The sequence below is a fragment of the Noviherbaspirillum sp. FW303-A3 genome (assembly GCF_058788695.1).
In genome coordinates this window covers 4456361-4475007 of sequence record NZ_JBYTAZ010000001.1, presented here as the reverse complement: position 1 = coordinate 4475007, position 18647 = coordinate 4456361, and the positions used below count along the sequence as shown (strand labels likewise).

The 18647-nt window shown below is 61.0% G+C and carries 14 protein-coding genes; 1 reads left to right on the top strand and 13 read right to left on the bottom strand.

Annotation, left to right across the window (positions count from 1 at the left end):
• Positions 1 to 61 precede the first annotated feature (61 nt).
• Positions 62 to 655: an LOG family protein gene (locus tag AC3WOY_RS21415; protein WP_492427449.1), complete on the top strand. Its 594-nt coding sequence runs from the start codon at positions 62 to 64 to the stop codon at positions 653 to 655.
• Positions 656 to 658: 3 nt separating this feature from the next.
• On the opposite strand, the gene AC3WOY_RS21410 is transcribed toward AC3WOY_RS21415, so the two are convergent.
• The 13 genes from AC3WOY_RS21410 to AC3WOY_RS21350 all read right to left on the bottom strand — a co-directional run bounded on the left by AC3WOY_RS21410 (position 659) and on the right by AC3WOY_RS21350 (position 18630).
• Positions 659 to 1792 carry a tetratricopeptide repeat protein gene (locus AC3WOY_RS21410; RefSeq protein ID WP_492427447.1) on the bottom strand — a complete coding sequence of 378 codons (1134 nt, stop codon included), beginning with the start codon at positions 1790 to 1792 and terminating at the stop codon, positions 659 to 661.
• The gene (locus AC3WOY_RS21405; RefSeq protein WP_492427445.1) at positions 1789 to 2682 is read right to left on the bottom strand and encodes an ExeA family protein; all 894 of its coding nucleotides are present in this window, start codon (positions 2680 to 2682) and stop codon (positions 1789 to 1791) included. The genes AC3WOY_RS21410 and AC3WOY_RS21405 overlap by 4 nt, the downstream gene beginning before the upstream one ends.
• Positions 2683 to 2689: 7 nt before the next feature.
• The gene (gene mshL / locus AC3WOY_RS21400; protein WP_492427443.1) at positions 2690 to 4441 is read right to left on the bottom strand and encodes a pilus (MSHA type) biogenesis protein MshL; all 1752 of its coding nucleotides are present in this window, start codon (positions 4439 to 4441) and stop codon (positions 2690 to 2692) included.
• Between the two features lie 8 nt (positions 4442 to 4449).
• On the bottom strand, positions 4450 to 4839 hold the full coding sequence (locus tag AC3WOY_RS21395; RefSeq protein WP_492427441.1) for an MSHA biogenesis protein MshK: 390 nt from the start codon (positions 4837 to 4839) through the stop codon (positions 4450 to 4452).
• A complete protein-coding gene (locus tag AC3WOY_RS21390; protein ID WP_492427439.1) occupies positions 4824 to 5498 on the bottom strand; it encodes an MSHA biogenesis protein MshJ in 675 nt (224 codons plus the stop codon). Before AC3WOY_RS21390 ends, AC3WOY_RS21395 begins: the two co-directional genes overlap by 16 nt.
• A 38-nt stretch (positions 5499 to 5536) precedes the next feature.
• Complete coding sequence (locus AC3WOY_RS21385) at positions 5537 to 6232, bottom strand: PilN domain-containing protein (protein ID WP_492427437.1); 696 nt, start codon at positions 6230 to 6232, stop codon at positions 5537 to 5539.
• The gene (locus AC3WOY_RS21380) at positions 6229 to 7098 is read right to left on the bottom strand and encodes an agglutinin biogenesis protein MshI (protein ID WP_492427435.1); all 870 of its coding nucleotides are present in this window, start codon (positions 7096 to 7098) and stop codon (positions 6229 to 6231) included. The genes AC3WOY_RS21385 and AC3WOY_RS21380 overlap by 4 nt, the downstream gene beginning before the upstream one ends.
• Before the next feature lie 203 nt (positions 7099 to 7301).
• Positions 7302 to 13271, bottom strand: coding sequence for a hypothetical protein (locus AC3WOY_RS21375; RefSeq protein WP_492427433.1), 5970 nt, complete (start codon positions 13269 to 13271; stop codon positions 7302 to 7304).
• 115 nt (positions 13272 to 13386) lie between these two features.
• A complete protein-coding gene (locus AC3WOY_RS21370; RefSeq protein ID WP_492427431.1) occupies positions 13387 to 13782 on the bottom strand; it encodes a hypothetical protein in 396 nt (131 codons plus the stop codon).
• Positions 13783 to 13843: 61 nt separating this feature from the next.
• A complete protein-coding gene (locus AC3WOY_RS21365; protein WP_492427429.1) occupies positions 13844 to 14680 on the bottom strand; it encodes a prepilin-type N-terminal cleavage/methylation domain-containing protein in 837 nt (278 codons plus the stop codon).
• A gap of 7 nt (positions 14681 to 14687) precedes the next feature.
• A complete protein-coding gene (locus AC3WOY_RS21360) occupies positions 14688 to 15260 on the bottom strand; it encodes a type IV pilus modification PilV family protein (protein WP_492427427.1) in 573 nt (190 codons plus the stop codon).
• Positions 15247 to 15723, bottom strand: coding sequence for a pilus assembly FimT family protein (locus AC3WOY_RS21355; RefSeq protein ID WP_492427425.1), 477 nt, complete (start codon positions 15721 to 15723; stop codon positions 15247 to 15249). Before AC3WOY_RS21355 ends, AC3WOY_RS21360 begins: the two co-directional genes overlap by 14 nt.
• A 69-nt stretch (positions 15724 to 15792) precedes the next feature.
• Positions 15793 to 18630 (bottom strand): O-linked N-acetylglucosamine transferase family protein, encoded by a 2838-nt coding sequence (locus AC3WOY_RS21350; RefSeq protein WP_492427423.1) that lies wholly within the window; start codon positions 18628 to 18630, stop codon positions 15793 to 15795.
• Positions 18631 to 18647: the final 17 nt, after the last annotated feature.

Here is an 18647-nt window from a genome sequence, read left to right as displayed (position 1 = left end):
GCCGCTCATCCGGAACCGCAACGACAGCCGGGCACGTCCCGGCTTTTTTATCTGAAATGAAATGAAGTCTCTCTGTGTTTATTGCGGCTCATCCATGGGCGCCGCTCCCGTCTACGCCGAGGCAGCCAGGGCGCTTGCCAAGTCCATGGTGGACGACAATATCGCGCTCGTCTATGGCGGTGGCAATGTCGGCCTCATGGGCGTCATTGCCGATGAAGTGATGCGCCTGGGCGGCGAAGCGACCGGCGTCATTCCCAAGGCATTGATGGACAAGGAAGTCGGCCATATCGGCCTGACTCGCCTGCATATCGTGAAGGACATGCATGAGCGCAAGGCGATGATGGCGGAGCTGTCCGATGGCTTCGTCGCCATGCCGGGCGGGATCGGGACGCTCGAGGAGCTGTTCGAGGTGTTCACCTGGTCGCAACTGGGATTGCACGACAAGCCGATCGGGCTGCTGAACGTGAACGGGTATTACGACGGACTGATCGGCTTCCTGAAGCACGTCGTGGCGGAGCGTTTCCTGCGGGAGGCGCAGGCGTCGTTGCTGCTGGATGATGCAACGCCTGAGGGGTTGCTGCTGCGCATGAAGACGTTTGTGCCGGTCCGCCAGGAAAAGCTGCTCGACCGCGCGACGGCGAGCAGGATCGTCTGACCGCTACTGCTGCAGCTGCCTGATCCTCGCCTCGACGAAGGCGAGCAATTCGGGCGACAGGCTGTTCGTCGCCCTGGCGCGCCTGAAGGATTCGGAGGCTTCGGCGTTGCGGCGCTCGGCCTGCAGCGAAATCCCCAGCCCCATCCACCACACACCATTCTGCGGCGCCTTCTGCAGGGCCAGCAGGTAGTGCTCGGCGGCCTGCTTGTGACGCTCATCCCTTTGCAGCAAGGCCGCAAGGAAGGCAAGGTAATCCGGCTTTTCCGCCGCATGCGGCAATACCCGTTCAAGGGTGTCGATCGCGGGGCGCAGTTCCCCCTTCTCCAGTTGCAGCCGCGCCAGGATCATCGCCAGGCTCGGTTGCGCCGGATCCGACGCCAGGCCTTCCCGCGCTTTCTGCATTGCCTCATCCTGTTGCCCGCCGTCGAGAAGGACGCCAATCAGCGCCTGGCGGGCTCCTGCATGCCTGGGATCGATTTGCAGGGTCTGTTCCAGTCCGCCCGCCGCTTCGGCACGCTTCCCCTGCTGAAGCGCAAGCACCGCCTTGCGGTACTCGTTCTCGGCACGCTGTGCGGGCGTGAGTTCCTTGACTTGCTTGTTGATGAGCGGCGCAACGACGGGCTCGGCGACCTTTGCAGCTGGAGGTGGAACGAACGTCTTTGCCGAGGGTAAAGGCGGTGCAACGGGTTCCTTCGACTGAGGGGCCGCCGGCACGGCATTCGATCGTTCAACCGCACCAGTATCCTGGCCCGGCGCCGGCGTCGACTTGAATGCGACGGGTGCTGCCGGGGGCGCGTCCACGACCGCGGGCGCGACTGCAGGCTGGCTTGGCGGCTCGACAACAGCCGGCGCAGCGATCGAACCGGCTGGTTGCATCGCCCCGCTGGCATTGATGTCGACATCCAGCTTGAGCGGCAATTGCGAGGCCATGCCCTGAGGAGCCGGCGCCTGCGGGCGAAGCACGATGTAACCGATTACCCCGATGAGCATTCCGCCCAAAGCCAAGGCGACCCACCAGGCAGGATGGAATCGGCGGCGCTCGGGGACGGCACGGATTTGCTGGCCAAAAGAGGAGCCGCCGGATACGTCCGAACGCCGCGCGTCCAGATCCTGCAACATCTGATTGATCAGGCTCATTGGAAATACGCCCATCCGGCGCCGGTGGTGGCAGCGGCCAACGCAAGTCCGCCCACCCATGCCCACGACCAGCTCCGCTTGCGCGCGGCCCCCGTATCATCCGCCGCCGCCGCGACATGGCGTGCCGACGCAAGCTGCTTGCCCTCGCCGAAGGTCAGCATCAAAGCCTTGTGCGCGAGGATGTTGACCAGGCGCGGAATACCGCCGCTCGCTGCATAGAGCGCCTTGACCGCCCTGCGGTCGAACAGGCGGCTGCCGGTGTATCCGGCGACGCTGAGGCGATGCGATACATAGAATTCCATGTCGTCCTTGGACAGCGGACCAAGGTGATAGTGGAAGGTGATGCGCTGGTTCAGCTGCCGGATCGCTTCCTCCTGCAGTTTGTGGTCCAGTTCGGGCTGGCCGAACATCACGATCTGCAGGAGCTTGCGCTTTTCGGTTTCGAGATTGGTAAGCAGGCGCAGCGCTTCCAGTGATTCGATCGGCATGGCCTGCGCTTCGTCGAGGCAGAGAATCGCCCGTTTTCCCTCGCGCGCCAGCACGAGCAGCCGGTGATTGATGGCTTTCAGCAGCTGGTGCTGGTCGACGTCCTTGTCCTGCGGGATTTCGAGTTCGTCGGCGAGCGCCAGCATCAGCGTGCGCGGTTCGAGATAGGGATTCGGGATATAGGCCGTGACAAAGCCCTTGTCGAGCGATGCCATGAACTTGCGGCACAGGAGCGTCTTGCCGACGCCGACTTCACCGGTAATCTTGATGAAACCTTCGCCGTTCTTGGCGGCGACCAGGAGCGTGTTCAAGGCTTCCTGGTAGTTCGAGCAGGCAAAGAAAAAGCTGGTGTCCGGCGTGATGCCGAACGGCAGTTCGCGCAGGCCGAAGTGGCTCTTGTACATCTGGCACCTACCTCGCGTCCGTTCCGCCGCGCGGCGCGAGTCCCTGGATGCGCTGCTGGCTTTCGAGCACGTCCTGGGTCCAGGTGCTTTCGCCCTGGATCACGGTCGGTTTCAGCAGGATGACCAGCTCACGCTTCTGCGTGACCTGTTTGGTATTCCGGAACAGGCCGCCGACGCCCGGCGCATCGCCCGCCCCCGGGATTTGCGAGCGGTCGGACACCGTCGCCTGCCGCATCAGGCCGCCGATGGCGACAATCTGGCCATCCTTGCCGCGCACGACGCTATCCGTCTCGGAAATCGTGCTGGATGCGAGCGGCAGGCTGAATGTGCCGGCAGTGCCGAGGTTGATCGGCTTGTCCACGGTAGAGACGCTGCTGACCGACGGATGGATGTGCAGGATGATGCCGCCGTCCTCACCGATCTGCGGCGTCACGTCGAGCGCCACGCCCGAGAAGAACGGCTGCACGGTGACGCTTGGACTTGTGGAGCTCGTGGTGCCGAAAGCCGTCGTTGTCGTACTGACGTTCGTCACGAAGAATTCGTCCTTGCCGACCTTCAGGACCGCCTTCTGGTTGTTGAGCGTGGCGATGCGGGGGCTGGACAGCACATGGACGTTCCCCTGGGTTTCCAGGAACGAGATCAGCGCGCCGAAATTGCTGGTCTGGAACGCAAGGCCGAACAGTGAGCCTGCGGCGGCGGTTCCCGACACGAGCGATGCGCCGGGGACGGCGGCGAGGGGCAAGGTGCCCGTCGTCTGCGCGTTCGTGGTGGTGAGCGGCGTGGCCGCGCCGGTCGTCGCGGACAGCGGCGCCAGCGAAGTGCCGGGGCTCACGAAACCCAGCGACCCGGCGCTGTTGCCGCCGAGCCGGAATCCGGCCCAGTTGATTCCCGACTGGAAGCTGTCGTTCAGTTCCACTTCCAGGATCTTCGCATCCAGGATCACCTGCCGGTCCACCGAGAGCTGCGTTGCCTTCAGGTAGGCCGACACGTTGCGCATCTCGTCCCACATCGCGCGCACGACCACGACGCCCGACTGCGGGCTGATGACGACGCTGCGGCCATCCTTGCCGAGTCCCACGATCGCCTCCAGCGAAGCCTTCAGCTCGCTCCAGAAATCGCTCGTGGACGAGGTGCTGATCTTGCTGGTGTTGATGGCCTGGGATGCATTGCCCGGGTTTTGCGCGCTGCCCGGCGTCGCGTTGTTCTGCGTATTCGTCCCGGTCGTTCCGGCGAACGACGAATCGCTGACCGAACCGGAGGTCACGCGGATGTCGGACGTACCCTTGCGTGTCCCCGTCAGGTAGTTGACGGTAAAGACCCGCGTCTGCAGGGTAAGCGGCTTGATGTAGATGCGCGAGCCTTCCACCTTGTAGTCGTAGCCGTACAGTTCGCGCACGGCATCGAGCGCCTCGAAGACGGTCACATCCTTGAGATTGACGGAAATGCTGCCGGTGACTTCCGGATGGACCAGCATGCTGTAGCGCGTTCCGGCGACGATCGCCATGAAGAACTGCGGCGCGGGGACATTGTTGAAGGTCAGCGCGAAGCGTTCTTCCAGCGGCTGCTGCGGAGGGGGGACTTCGATCTTGATCGGCGGGAGCAATGCGGACGACACGGCATCGGTCTGGGCGGGAGACCTTGTCTGCGACGCGCGGCCAAGTTCGGCATTGATCAGGTCAAAGGTTTCCTTCCTGGGTTCCTGCACGGAACAACCCAGCAATCCGATCGCAACGAAGGCCGAAAATATGTTTTTTTGCACGCTATACCTTACCTTTGATTTTCCCGTCCGTCGGTCCTGGTACGAGACGCTTCCGGCCGTTTTTCAATGTCGGGGAAGAGCTTAAGCGTTTGCATTTCTTTGCCGTTACGTAACACTACTTCGGTTTCGGTGATCTTCACAACCCGTGCGTCACCGAACTTCTCGCCAAGCGCCACAGTCCGGCCGCTGATGATCGCCGCCTTTCGCGTCGGGCTGATCAGTACGGACTGGAGCATCGGCCCGCCGGCCTGCGTACCGGTTGCAGGTTCCTGGCGCGTGTCCATGGCCGCCGGAGGACGCGTCGGGTCGGGCAGATCTTGTGCATGGACCAAGGGCAGGCACAGCAAGAAACCGGAAATCGCCAGTAGCCTCGAGGATGCGGTCATATGTTCAGCCATTGCTTGTCGAGACTTAAGGTAAAGAGCGTCAGCTTCAGGCTCACCCTGGGGTAAGTATCGACATTGAGCGCCGCTCCTGCCCAGAACAGTTGCCACGGCATGCCCTCCAGCTGCGTCAGGTAGTTCGTGATGTCCGCATAGCTGCCCTGCACCACGATCTCGACGCCATGCTTGTACACCGTTTCCACCGAAGCCTTGTCCGCCTGTTTCGTTGCCAGTGCTTCCGGGCCTGCAACCGGTGCTTTCGGGGGCGCGGCGGCTTCCTCCTGCGCTTCGACAAGCGGACTTGCCGGCAGCGTCTTGAGCGAGACTAACTGCAGCCTGCCGTTCCGCGTCAAAATGTCTTCCAGCAATGAGGCCATTTTATCAGGGGAAACCAATCCCCTCTGCATTCCGATGAGCTCACTGTGAATCTTTTCCGACTGCATTTTGAGGACGCGGAGCCGCTCGCGCATTGCCATGTCGGGATCGGCACTTCTCGATTTGACCCGTTGCTCGATTTCCTGCTGGATTGTAGCGATCTGCTGCTGTTCCATCTTGATCTGGGTGGACGCAGCCTTTTGCCTGGCGAACAGGGGATCGAGAAGCAGGAGGTTGATCATTGCCACCAGCACTGCGACCGCCGCCGCAAACACCATTGCTCGCTCGCGCAGTGTCAATGCGTCAATCCTTGCTTCGATACGCTTCCATTGCTCTTTCATGGCCGCGGCACTCCGGATATGTCTGATGCAGGTTTCACGACCGCGGTCATGCCGGGGGGCGCGGAGGTGAGTGTGAACTCGACATAGGTGGGACCAATCCTCGGCGTACCGGCGGCCGGTGCGGCACCTTGTGCGTTCTCGGGACGCGGTTGTTCCATCGCCAGGTTGGAGAATGTCTTGCCCCGCATGACCTTTTCGTTCTTCAGGCGATTGATGTACGACGGCACGAGGTCGGGTTGCAATGCACGCCCCCTCAACTCGATTGCTTTCCCGCCGGCGTCGATGGAAAAGCCGGTGAGCCAGAGCCCGCCGACGATCTGCCTCGAAAAGGCGCGCAGGTACTCGGAATAGCCCTGGGTATCCCCAATGCCGCCCTTCTGCACCACTTCCAGCGCACGCGCCTGCGATTTCACTTCCGCCTCGGCACGCAGAACCTCATCCTCCAGGGATTTGGTTTTCTGGCGCGGAGCGTACTCGGCCGTCACTTTTGCAAGCTGTGCCTTGGCGCCATTCAGCTGTTGCGTCGCTGCAGCCAGCTGTGATGACTGCTCGGAGAGATGAAGCCTGGCGTAGACAAACACGGCAATCGAGCCGACCAGGATCAATCCCAGTCCCTCCAGCATCGTCACGGCAGAAAAATACTTCTTCTGCTTGAGGAAGATCGGATTGAAAAGATTGACTTGCTGGCTCACAGCACCTTCTCCTCATGCCGCAATGCGGCACCCAGCGCCATGAAATAAATGTGCATGTTGTCATCCGTGAGCACAGCCTGCACCTTTGAAAGATCCACGACGGATGCACAGTCGAACTGTTCGACCGGAAGGTAGAGGTTGCTGGCGAGGTACTGCTGCAGCCCCGCAGCCTCCTGCCCCAACGGAAGCATGACCATCTTCGCCACGGTAATGAAGTGATACTGACGGTCGAAATGGTCGAGCGATCGCTGCAACTCCAGCGTTACCCTGTCGTAGCAGGCATTGCGTTGCTCAAGGCTCCCCTGCTGCAACTGGGATAAAGGCACGTCGATGCGGCGTGACAGATACAGTTCGCCGTTGTAGGTCACGGTAAGAAGCCCGCCCTCCGCGTCAAAGGACAGGAAAGCGATTCCGCGCCCTTCGGACTCCAGCAGCGACGAGATGTTGCGTTGCGCCATTTCAGGGATATCGATGACGGAAAGCGGAATCCTGGCATCCGCACATGCGGCCTGGCGCTGCTGGATGAGTTGGTTCCTGGCTGCCACGACGTACATGGAGTGGTTGCGCACAGGCGCATTCTTGTCGAGGGGCACGTCGAGGACGTCAATGGTTGCGTCATCCACATGGAAGTCGAGCATGTCCTTCAGGCGCCAGCGGATGGCGGTCTTCAGCTCTTCAGGGGGAACGTTGGGCGCGTCCACCGACATCAACTGGTATTCGCCCGTGCCAAGCACCAGTGAGCACTGGTATCGCGCCGCCGAATAGTCTTTCGCCAGCCTGGTCAAGGCCTCTTCCGGCGTACCACTACCCGTCGCATGAGAGGCGGCAAGCTCCACTACCGGCTGGCCGGATTCAGGACGGGTCACATGCGCAATGCATATCCCATCTTTCCGAAGGCTGAAGACCATCCAGCCGGGAACCTTCCTGGTTTTCGAAAAGAATGCCATCCCGCAACACAATCAAAGAAATTACCTGAACTTATGAGAACAACCCGTTGTTGTCAATGAATTTTAACTAAAACCAACACTGACTCTTCCCGGGCCCTGAAAGTATTTCCATATGGAAATAATCAATACATTTCCCTTGTGTAAATTACCGGTCCGCTTCGCAGGACACCGAAGGTGGCACGGATATGCGGATCGTCATCAAAGGCCGGTTGTCCGCTGATCGAACTCCACCGCCCCTGCAACCAGGGCATGCCTGCCGAACTGGTCGCTGCGCATGCCGGCGGCGCAGTGAGATCGGAACCGAGGTCGATGCAGACGTTCACGCTGCCGCGACTGCAGACCGGGCTGCAGGCAGGCTTGTTCAACCGGAGGCTGCCCACCCCGGCGGCAAAGGTACTGCCGACTACGACATTGGCGTTCGATACATTGGTGACGCCGATGCCGCCCTGGTGGCCGTCGACGAGGACATTGGCCGCGGAAATGGAGGTGCAGTTGTCGTCGGTGTTAGTGATGAAACTGCTTCCGCTCCAGTATTCGGTCTTGATGGGAATCGGCAGGTTCAGCCTGTCGGAGCCGTGCGCATTCAGCAGGCGGAGCCGGCCGAAACGGACTGCCGTTGAACCGACTTCGTAGCGATCATTGCCGGCGGTAGTGTCCGTATCAAGGTTGAGAGAAGTCAGCCCGACACCTTCTTCGTCGCGCGGGTTCACGCCAACCTTCAGGTTATTGTACGGCCCGTCCGGGGTGCCGTTGACGGCGACATCCGCCCGCTCCAGCGCGACGCTCGCGGAGAGGTTCACATATCCGGGGACGACATCGGGTTCGGTCTTCTGCACGGTCGGGGTGCCGACAACCGTTACGCGCGTCCCGGCCGCGCGGGTGACGTCAGCAAGGGTGGCAGATCCTGTGCAACTGAATGTGGTCGTCGTGCCGGTCGAGAAGATCGCACGGCAAGTTTCGCTACCCGCCGGATAGCCGGCCGCGACCATCCAGAGGCCGACTGTATTGTTTGTGCCATTCGCCAGCCAGTTGGCCGGAGAGAATTTCGCGTAGTCTCCCGTGTACTTCTTCGTCATGGCACCCTCCGCGTTCAGCGCCTGCAAGCGGAAGTTGACCTTGAAAGGTTCGCCCATGTAGGTGAAGTTCGACGTGCAGCTGGAGATCGTGCTGCGATTGGTGATCTTCGATCCCGTCACCGGGTCGACCAGCGCGAAACGGTTCGGCTTGAAGCGCCCTACGACCGGATTTCTTGTCGCTGAATCGAGCGGCGAGGCAAAGATGGCCACTCTTGGCGCAAGGTCCACGCCGGACTTCAGGTAACTGGTGTCCGGGGATGCCGCCATGGTAAACGAGCCGACCTCGGAATACGTCAGTGTCAATTGGGTATTGCTGCCCGCCGAAATGGCCACATTGCCATTGTTCAGCGTCCCTTGCTCAGTATCTGTGGTTTGCGGGTAGTACGGCGAGGTCGCGGACAATGTCACAGTGCCAGAGAAATGCGGTGCGACGCCAGCGCCGGTTACCTGCGCCCGTGTTGCCGTTGCATCGGGAAGACCGTCGTCGTTCTGGTCGCCGGCACTGTTCCACTTGTAGCCGCCCACGGTTGCCTGGAAATTCAAGCCGGCATCAGTGAGGACGGCTGTCGTGTGGCTTGCACTTGTACTGCCCGCATTGCCCTGCGTCCCGGCCTTGATGTCCGTCACCGCAATGGCAAACGGACGCACTGTCAGCGTATCGGATGTACCGACGACCGGTGTCGACGTGTCGTCGCGCAGGCTGACTGTGTATTTGCCGACGTCGTTGGTGACAAGACAGAACTTCGCGCTTCCTTTGTCGAAGGTAAGCGCGGGCATCCTGTTGTTGGTCGCATCGACAGCAGGCGCGGCAATTGACAGAGTCTGGCATGAGGATCCTGCGGCAGGCAGACAGTTGCCGCTTGCGTTGGTCGTGCAGATGTCAGGAGCAAATGCCAGCAACGGATGATCTCCGGCCGCCGGCGTGTACCAGCCGTCGAGATTCTTAACCCCGGCGAAGGTCTCATCCGTGCTACATCCGTTCGTACGGTTGACCTGCATGAGATGCGAGCGCCCTGCCACCACTCCGCCCCCGGTATCGAGGCGGAGCGTATCGATGTTCGTAATACCGAACGTCGAACCGCTGAACACGACGGGTGTACCCAACGAAGTTGCAATGGTGCCGCCGTTTTCGCTCGCGGTGATGTAGACGGACTGGGCGCTCGCGTCGGTCAGGTAGAAGCGGGCTACGCCATTGTCGGAAGCCGTGAAGGTGTACTGGTTCCCGACAAGGTCGGACGCGGCGCCGACCTTGCGCCAGGTCGCTGCGGAAGTGGAACCGCTGGACAATACCGCTGACAGGTTGATTGTCTTGTCATAGGTCGTGACCGTGTTTCCCTTGTTGTCGAGCGCCGTAATCGTCACAGTGGGCGACGACGGGGTGCCGCCAGGAGTGGCACACGTACTCGGTGTGAGGTTATCGACCTGGATGCGATATCCGGCAGGCGGCGTGATGGTTTGCGCGCAGATCTTGAGTCCCTGCAGTTCGTGGATGTTCGTGTTGCCGCCGGTTGAACTGGTAAAGGAAAGCTTCCAGTTAAGAGGGACAGTGGCTTGCGAAGGGTTGGCCTGATAGGCATCGAAGGAGATGACCTGGTTGCCTGCGTTGAACGTACCCGTTCCGGTCGTATCGCGGTGTACCGTCACTTGCGCGCGCTTTGCAAGGGCTGGATTGCTGCAGGTAACATCCGCGTTGTTTGTATCGGCTTCATAGCAACGCGCATCCACCGAGATCCGGTAGGCATGGCCGAGCGCCGCGGACGTCGATGCGGCGCTGTCGATTCCCGGGCTCAAGGTCGTAGTTCCCGCCAGGTAGGGATAGCCGGTCAGCCCGGAGCCGGAGCCGCGTACTGCGACAGAGTCGGGTCGGAAACCGGCTCCGCCGCTTCGGCCTTCCGTCGCATTCGAGTAGTTGCCGTATTCGTCGATGCCGATGCCAACCCATCCGCCGTTGAAACCATTGCATGGCGGCTCCGCGCAGCTTGTATTGTTCTTCTGTGCATAGCCGAGCGATCCGCCATAGGCGCCGGGCGTCGCGGCCATTGTTGCATCGGAGAGCGTCAACGCAATGCCGTCGGCGCCTGTACCGTTATAGGCGTAGTGCCTGAACTCGACCGTGATCAGGTTTCCCTTGGCGGGGAAGATGCCGGGCATGGTCGCTGCGGTGGAAACGTTGCCGCTGTTATCGGTCAACCTCAGGAAGCCGGAATTGACGATGCGCGGCAATCCGAAATTCCCGCTGCTCTCGGTGACGGACCAGTTGCCGCCGTAGATGGTGGAAGGATTCAGTGTCGCGCGTCCGAAGTTGTCGCAAACGCAGGTCATGTCGCTCGGCATGCCGGAAGGCACGGTGCAGGTGGACTGCCCTTCCCCGGCCGCAAAGCTTGCATTGGTCAAGGGGCCGGTCACGTTTGTGCTGCCGGTCGACGTTGAGGTCGCGCTGACCGGCGTCGGCATGGACCAGGAACTGCCGTTGTAATGTCCAAGAACGAAGCTGGTTGCCGTCGCCCCCGAATCCAGATCGCCTGTGACGAAGCGCACGGTCACTTCGTACGTGCTCGCGCCTATCGTGTCGTTCGTCAGGGTCCAGTACCGGTTGGCATCCTTGGTGGCGTCGATGGTGGAGACGGCAATGAACGGGTGCTCGGCGCCGATGGTACTGCCGGTCAGCGTGCCGCCGGACAGGGTCAAAGGCTTGCGCACGTCGATAGGGGCATAGGATGTGCCCGTCCCCACATGGAAGGTGCAGCTTGTGCTCGTGGCGGGATAGGTCAGCGTCAGGCTCCCGACCACGTAGCCGCTCGTCCTCGTCACGCTGCTTGTGCAATTACCGGTCGATGTGAGGGCATGGCCATTGGTCGTCAGCGCACCGCTGGTCAAGACCAGCGTGCCGCTCACGGAAATCGCCGCGTTCATCAACACGCCGTTTGCGTTCGAGATCGTGAGGTTGGTCAGGCTGCCGATGTGCGACGGGATCGATACGCCCGTCGAACTGCCGCCAAAACTCAGGCTGGTGGAGGCGGACGTGGCCAGGTTTGCCGGCGTACCGGCAATGGCAGGACCATTCAGTGCAAGCGTACGGCCGGATGCCTGCAGCGTACCGCTCGTGAGGGTAAGCGTTCCACCCAGGGTGAGGTTCCCGTTAAGCGTCACGCCCTGCGCATTGTTGACGGTCAGGTTGCTCAGATTGGTCACGCTGCTCGGCAGGCTGATGCCGGCCGAACTTCCGCCGAAGACGATGCTCGACGATACCGCGGTTGTCAGGTTGGTCGGCGTGCCGGCGATTGCCGGGCCGTTGAGCGTCAGGGTATTCGCGCGGACGGAGAACGTACCGCTCGTCAGTGTCAGTGTGCCGCCAACTGTCATGCTTCCGGAGAGGGAAACGCTATTGACGGTGTTGATGGTGAGGTTGTTCAGTACGGACACGCTTGACGGGATGATTAGCGGGGGCGATGTACCGCCGAAGACGAGGTTCGACGAGGAGGTTGTGGCAAGGCTTCCCGAGCTGACCGAGACAGAAGGACCGTTAAGCGTCAGCGTATTGGCCCCGACCGAGAAGGCACCGTTTGTCAGCGTCAGCGTGCCGCTGACGGTGGGACTGGAATTGAGGGTGGCACCGGAAGAATTGTTCAGCTGCAGGTTATTGAATGTCGTCGCGCTGGAGCCGCCCAAGGACTGGTTCGACGAGCCGTCGAGTACGATCGTGCCGGTGGATGCGTCGAGTATGCCGTTGTTCGTGAAATTTCCGGCAAGCGTGTGGGTAGAGGTACCGGCATTAAGTGTATTGTTTGCGCCGATGGTCAGGCTGCCGTTGATATCAAGGGCACCGGATGCGGTTTTGGTCACGGCCAATGCCGAGGCGAGTGCAAGGTTGCCGTAGGTCGGAGTGTTGGAAATCGATTGTGCGACGTCGGCATTGTAGGTGACGGTACTTGCCGCGTTGAGTATCGTCTTGGCCTTTGCAAACAGCGTCGGAAATGTCGTCGCCGTGCTGCCATTTCCCAGTAACAGATTGGTGCCGGATGCCATGGACATGTCGGCGCTCGTGTTACCTACAATTTGATTACCGCCGTCGCTCAATGTACCGGCGTTGATCGCGAGCGCATTACCGACCGTGACCGAACCGCCCAAAGTCCCCGTTGCTCCCGGCATCAGAATTGTCAAGCGGTAGAACACGATCCCCCCCGACGTGAGGATGACGGATGCCGGCGCATTCATCACAACAGTAGATGAGCCTTGAAGAAATGTGCCCGTCGCGGTGAACAACGGGCTCGTTGAGCCGTTTAATGTCACCGTTGAACCGTTTGCGGTGAACGTCCCGTTCGTACCGATGTTGAGCCGGCCCGATGTCAATGCATGGTTGCTGCGCGTGTCCAGTTCCGCAGCCACGCCGCTGCCCGAAGCCGCAATGGTTGTCATCCCTGCCACGTTGATAGCAGCCCCCATATTGACGGTAAGGTTCCTCGTTCCCCCGCCTCCGCTGATCCGTGTCGGGTTGATTTCGAAAGCGCCGTTGACGGTAATGGTTCCGGACCCGAAGGTGTAGGTTCTGTTACCGGTGATGCCCGGTATCAATCTAAGATCATTGAAAACAAGTGTCCCGGATGTCAGCGTTACGTCCGAATCCGCATTCATGACGACCGTGGAGTTCCCGGGGATGAACGAGCCATTAATGGCTCGTGCGAACAGGGTGCCTCCCGAGCCCGTCAGGGTCAGTGTTCGCGGACTGCCGCTCACGTTATCGGTCTGCAGTGTTCCGTTGACGACAACCCGCTGGATGGTGGCGTCCGTATTCAGCGTCACCGTATGGCCGCCAGTGACCGTGACCGTATCGTCCGTGCCGGGAATTGAGCCGTTGCAGCTCGTCCATGTGCCGGCACTATTCCAGTTGCCGCTTGCCTGGGATGCGCAGTCGACTGCAAATGCTGCAGTACTCACGAACAGGACAAGCAGAAATGCAAACAGCAACACAATCCAGCGAATGTGGCCGGGGAACAAGGCTAGCTGCTGACGGTTCACGTGCACTTTCATAGGTGGTATTGAGACTTCAAGCGGGGCTGCATGAGTGTACGCATACATTGCCTGTCATTAATTTTATTCCAAGCAACACGGGGAGGCGAATGCGGAATTCGCCTCAACGCTCCGCGGTAATCCGCAGCCGCCTTTCCACAAATCCCAGCTCCCCCGGCCCCGCTCCGAACGTTGCGGTCGAGTCGATGGTATAGATTGACGTCGTCACGCCGCCCTCATTGACTGGAGCGCTTGCAATGCACGTAACAGTCACGGTGAAAGGAGCAAGTTCACCTCCCAAGGTTGGAGGCGCCGAAGGGGAAAACTGGGTGGTTGCCGCGCAACCAGGCGTCGCCGGGCGCAGCAGCTGATACAGCCCCCACTCGACGCCGGCGCGTGCTGCCTGGTATGCCCGCGCCGACTGGACATCCTGTGCCGATGTCGCATGCTGCACGGTCGAGAACGTCATGATCATGGCCCCCATCGCAGCGAGGATCACCAGCAGAAAAATCGCCGACACAATGGAGAATCCGGCCTGCAGGCGCAAGCGGTTAGAAGGCGGACGCGATGAGAGGCGGCGTTCAGGGCACATTGCTGACATGGACCTCGTGGTAAAGCGTGACCGTTTCCCCTGCTTCGGTAATCGACAGGCGCAGCGTGACAAGGCCGTTCCTGGCAGTGAATCCCGGCGCGTAGGTGAACACGCATGCGCTGACATTACGCGCCAGCAGGGCCGAGCTGGCAGGTGCGGGCGGAACATTCTGTGCGCTCGTGATCGTGTATCCCCAATATCTGGTAAGCGTGCCGTCGGTCAGGTTGCAGATATAACTGACCGGGGTTTCCACCACCTGGAAGCGGTGGGACGGGGAATCGGCAGGAAAGGCCTTCGAAGATGCAATCTGGATGGTGCTTACTGTCCCTGCGGCCCCTGCATATGTCCGGCGGTTGTGGGTCGAGTCAGTATTCCCCTCATAGGCATCGGCACCAGGAATGCCAAGGTTGTAGATGACGATTTCGTTCTGGTTCGTCAGTGTCGTTGGCTCGAATGTCATTGTCCGGCCCAGCACTTCAAAAGCCTGGTCCCCGGGGTCGTTGAAATCCAGTATGTCAAATGCCCCGCCATCCGGCGCCGCAGCACGATATCGCCCGCCGTCGCGGGTCAGCAGGAATTCCAGTGCCTGGTTTCCGCTCGTGCGTACGCTGTTGGGCAGTGCCAGCCTGAGGTCGCGCGCGATCCTGCGCAGCGCGGTGTCCGCCGTATCCGTCATCTCCGCGCGCCTCGCCGCGTCGACATAGCCTTCCACCGGCCTGACGATGAAAACCGCGACGATGGCGGCAAGGATGCCGGTGATGCCGATGACGATCACCGCCTCGACGAGGGTGAATCCGCGCGCTCTGCGGGCTCCGGCGGTTCGCATGGATTCCTTATACCGAATTGGGGGCATAGCGGAGCCTGTAACCGGTCAGTTTGACCTCGACACCTGCGGGACCTGTCACCCGGACGTCGATGCGCAACGAATCGTCTGCGGAGACGGCATTGAGGCTTTCCGAAGTGATAGTCACGAAGGCTTTGTAGTCGGTCAAGCCCGCAATCGCGCTGTTGTCGCTAATATCGACAATTGATACTGGCGTCTCTACGCCGTTTGCCGTCACATAGTCGTTGACGTTATCGAACGGCGTGCTGGCATCCGCGCGCAATTCCCCGGCCTCGGGACCAGTCGCATCCATGACAGGACAGATTTCGTCCCCGCCTGAAGTCGCCACAAGAAGATCCGGATCGCAAAACGGCTGCATCTCGATCTCTTCCAGCAGCGACTCGGCAATCGCCAGCGCCTGCTTCTGGAGCATCGGGTCGGCACTCTTGGACGTGTTGTAGTTGATGACGGACAGGATGCCCACGATGCCGACGCTGACCACGATGATGAACATGACCAGTTCGACAAACGATATGCCGGCCTGCCGGCGCAATGTGCGCATTGTTCGGCTATTGGTGCACATACCCGGTGTCCGTTTCGATGATGATGCTCCGCCCTGCTTCGTGGACCTGGATGGTCTGCGTTGCGATGGCAACGCCAGCCGCGTTGACGGGCTGCCCGAGGGAGTTGAACAGGAAGCTCGTGGGAGCGGCGGTGAAACCAACACCGCCGCGTGCCGTGACGACGAATGGTGTTGCGCCAACAGGACTGCGGAGATTGGTATTGCAGACATTCGAATTGGCGACCGCTGCGATCGTCAAGGTGACCGAATCCGCGACAAAGGAAACACAGACTGAACGCCGCTGTGCAATCGCAGTCTTCTGCGCATAACGAAGCGCAGATAACAGCTCATCGTGGAAGCCCCGGCTCTCGAAGACCTGCCTGTCGAAGAAGCGAGGCAATGCGGCAACAGCCAGGATCCCGACGATGATCATGACCCCGACCATTTCGACAAGGGTGAACCCGGATGATCGTGCGCGCGCCATTGGTTTCAGGTCCAATCGAGATGATTGCAACTATAGCATTGGAGTGATGACCTGCGGCAACTCATCCGTTCAACCTGCGGCGGCCGACGACGGGAAGCACAAGGCGCGGTCGTGGGCAACACGCTCTGCCGTCGCTTCCGCCGGATAGGCCAGAACCCACAGGTCGAAATTCTGGCCGCGCGCCACCACGGTTGTGGCAAATCCGCTCTCCTTCAATGCCCTATCCATGCTTCTCGCGGTGAATCCGGTCTTGTGCGCCATGTACAGGTTCCCCCTTTCCATCGCAGCCCGGTGCCCGTAAAGAATGTCGATAGGCGCAATCGGGCCGGCGGGAGAAATATAGGCCGGCTCCTCCAGCTGGTCCTTTGCAACCAGTTCCGCCACGGATTGCAGGTCGGGACAAGTCAGCACCAGGATGCCTTCGGACTTGAGGACGCGCCGAAACTCCCGCAGTGCAATATCGACCTCGTGCGGATGCAGATGCTCGATGTTGTGCGACGAGTAGACGGCGTCCATGCTTGCGGTCTCGACCGGCGCCATGTCCAGCATGGTGGCCACGACGTCGGGTGTGACGGACTGGTCGATATCGAGGCGTACCTCACGCCACCCGCTCTGGAAGAACATCGGGAGCGAGCGTTTGTCGGCGGGGCCGCATCCGACATGCAGCACGGTTTTCCTCGGCAAGGGTTGGGCCGGCACCACCTCGGTCGCGAGCTTTTCGCCGCGGCACCACGCCTGCCACATGCGCCGGTAGAGTGCTTCGAGGTCGTGGCTGAACTGGTCCGGCTGGCAGATCGGGCTGTTCGACATCCGCGCGCGCAGTTCGCGGCGCAGGCCCGCCAGGCGCGGAACGTCCTGAGCGAGCGCAACCGCACCCTTGATATAGCCGGCATGGTCCGCAAAGATCAGCTCAGGCAACCCGATATTGGTCAGGGCGGAGGCCCCCTGCCGCGACACGATGCCGCTCCCGGCAAGCGTCACGACCGGAACGCCCATCCACAGCGCCTCCAGCGTCGTCATGCCGCCGCTGAACGGGAACGGGTCGAGGGCGATGTCGATGTCGCCGTATTCGGCCAGCATGTCGAAATGCGCGGACGGGCCGCGCAATTCCAGCCGGCCGGCGTCGAGCCCACGCGACACGAATCGCTTGCGCAGCGTTTCGCAGACGCCCTCGTTGTCCAGCCCGGCCGACTTCAGCAGCAGGCGCGATGTGGGCACCGCCTTGAGGATCTGTATCCATGCGTCGACAACAGGGTCAACCAGTTTGTCGATCCGGTTGAAGCAGCCGAAGATGACCGTGCCTCGTTCAAGCGCGGGCGCATCCGCCACGGCCGGCGCCATGGCCGGCGGCGCGTAACAGAAGCGAGAATGCGGCAGCCAGACCGGCGTTTCGGAGAACATCTGCCCGGCATCGAGCGGCGTCGTCGTCGGGTCGGTGATGAAGTAGTCGATGGATTCCAGGCCGGTGGAGTGGAAGTAACCGATCCACGTCGCCTGGACCGGCGCCGGCTTGCGGACGAAGACTGGAAGCCGGTTGTAGGCGGTATGGCCGGAAAGGTCGACCAGGATATCGATGCGGTTCTCGCGGATCCTTTCGGCAAGCTCGTCGTCGGTCATCAACAGTGCCTCCACCCACGAATCGGCATGCTCGCGGATCGACGCGGTAATGTCGTCGTCCCGACGCGCGGTCGAGTAGCAGTGGATGCTGAAACGCTGCCTGTCGTGATGGCGGATGACGTCCTGCAGCAGGAATCCGACGGGATGGCGGCCAAAGTCGCCCGAGACATAGCCGATACGCAGGGGACGGTCCGGGCTCTTGTCCTGGTCGAAAGTGAAGCTTTGGCGATACGGTCTTCCGTCCTCGAAGCGATCGGCCCAGGCGGTGTGGCGGGCGAACACTTCCTCGGCACTTGCGCCGGGAAGATAGGTGGAATCGAAAGCGATGTTCGAATGAATGGCGGGCATCTCCGGGTTTTCCCTCAGGGCCTGCTCAAGCAGTTCGATCGACCGACCATGCTCGCCGCGACGGCTGTGGCAGCTGGCCAGGGTGACGAGGGCGGAAATATTGGCGGGCTGGAGTTCGAGCACTTTTCGCGCGGTATTCTCGGCAGCCAGCCAGTCGCCCTTCATTTGCCGGGCAAGGGCGAGCGACGCCAGGCGCTGCGCATTTTCGCCCTTGACGGCGATTTCCTGCTCCCAGTAATCGATCGTCTCGGCCAGCCTGTCAGTTTCACCAAGGACGGTCGAGAGACCAATCTGCGCCTCCGGCAAGTTTGCGTCGCACGCGAGAGCGCGTTGAAACGACTTAGCTGCCTGAGCTGTCCTGCCGCTGTGCAGCAGGACATTGCCTAGATTAACGTGCAGCGCCGCCTCGTCGGGATAGACCTCGAGTGCGCGCCGTACCGCATCCTCAGCCTCCGCGAATCGCCCCATTTCGAACAGGGTCACGACACTGTTGTTCCACGCCTCCAGCAGGTGTGACTGGAAATGGAGTGCCTGCCTAAACTTTTCGAGTGCAATCTGATACTCACCCTTCAACAGCCACCATTCGCCAAGATTGCTCCATGCCTGGGCGTAATCCGGTTTCAACGCCACCGCCTTTTCGTAGGCTTCTTTTGCCGGATCGAGTTGCGCCAGACGTCTCCTTGCTGCTCCTAAGGCGCACCATAAACGGGCGTTTTCGGGATCAGACTGTAGCGCGCGTTCGCATAATGACACGACTTCCCCATCCCGCCTTTCGGCGAGAAGAAGATGCGCCAACCGGAGATCCGACTCAGCGGCAGCTTTCCCCGCCCCAGTGCTGCAATTGCGGTAGCAGGATTCCGCGAGCGAGACCAAACCCTTCCGGTTCAGCCAGTCACCCAGGTACAACCACAGCGATCCTGCAATAGGCGAAAAAAGTGGCATCTGATTCCAACAAGTAC

Excerpts from the sequence above, each read along its gene's own strand:
- AC3WOY_RS21415 (WP_492427449.1), top strand. The coding sequence starts at position 62 with ATGAAGTCTCTCTGTGTTTATTGCGGCTCATCCATGGGCGCCGCTCCC.
- AC3WOY_RS21410 (WP_492427447.1), bottom strand. The coding sequence starts at position 1,792 with ATGAGCCTGATCAATCAGATGTTGCAGGATCTGGACGCGCGGCGTTCG.
- AC3WOY_RS21405 (WP_492427445.1), bottom strand. The coding sequence starts at position 2,682 with ATGTACAAGAGCCACTTCGGCCTGCGCGAACTGCCGTTCGGCATCACG.
- AC3WOY_RS21395 (WP_492427441.1), bottom strand. The coding sequence starts at position 4,839 with ATGGCTGAACATATGACCGCATCCTCGAGGCTACTGGCGATTTCCGGT.
- AC3WOY_RS21365 (WP_492427429.1), bottom strand. The coding sequence starts at position 14,680 with ATGCGAACCGCCGGAGCCCGCAGAGCGCGCGGATTCACCCTCGTCGAG.
- AC3WOY_RS21360 (WP_492427427.1), bottom strand. The coding sequence starts at position 15,260 with ATGTGCACCAATAGCCGAACAATGCGCACATTGCGCCGGCAGGCCGGC.
- AC3WOY_RS21355 (WP_492427425.1), bottom strand. The coding sequence starts at position 15,723 with ATGGCGCGCGCACGATCATCCGGGTTCACCCTTGTCGAAATGGTCGGG.
- AC3WOY_RS21350 (WP_492427423.1), bottom strand. The coding sequence starts at position 18,630 with ATGCCACTTTTTTCGCCTATTGCAGGATCGCTGTGGTTGTACCTGGGT.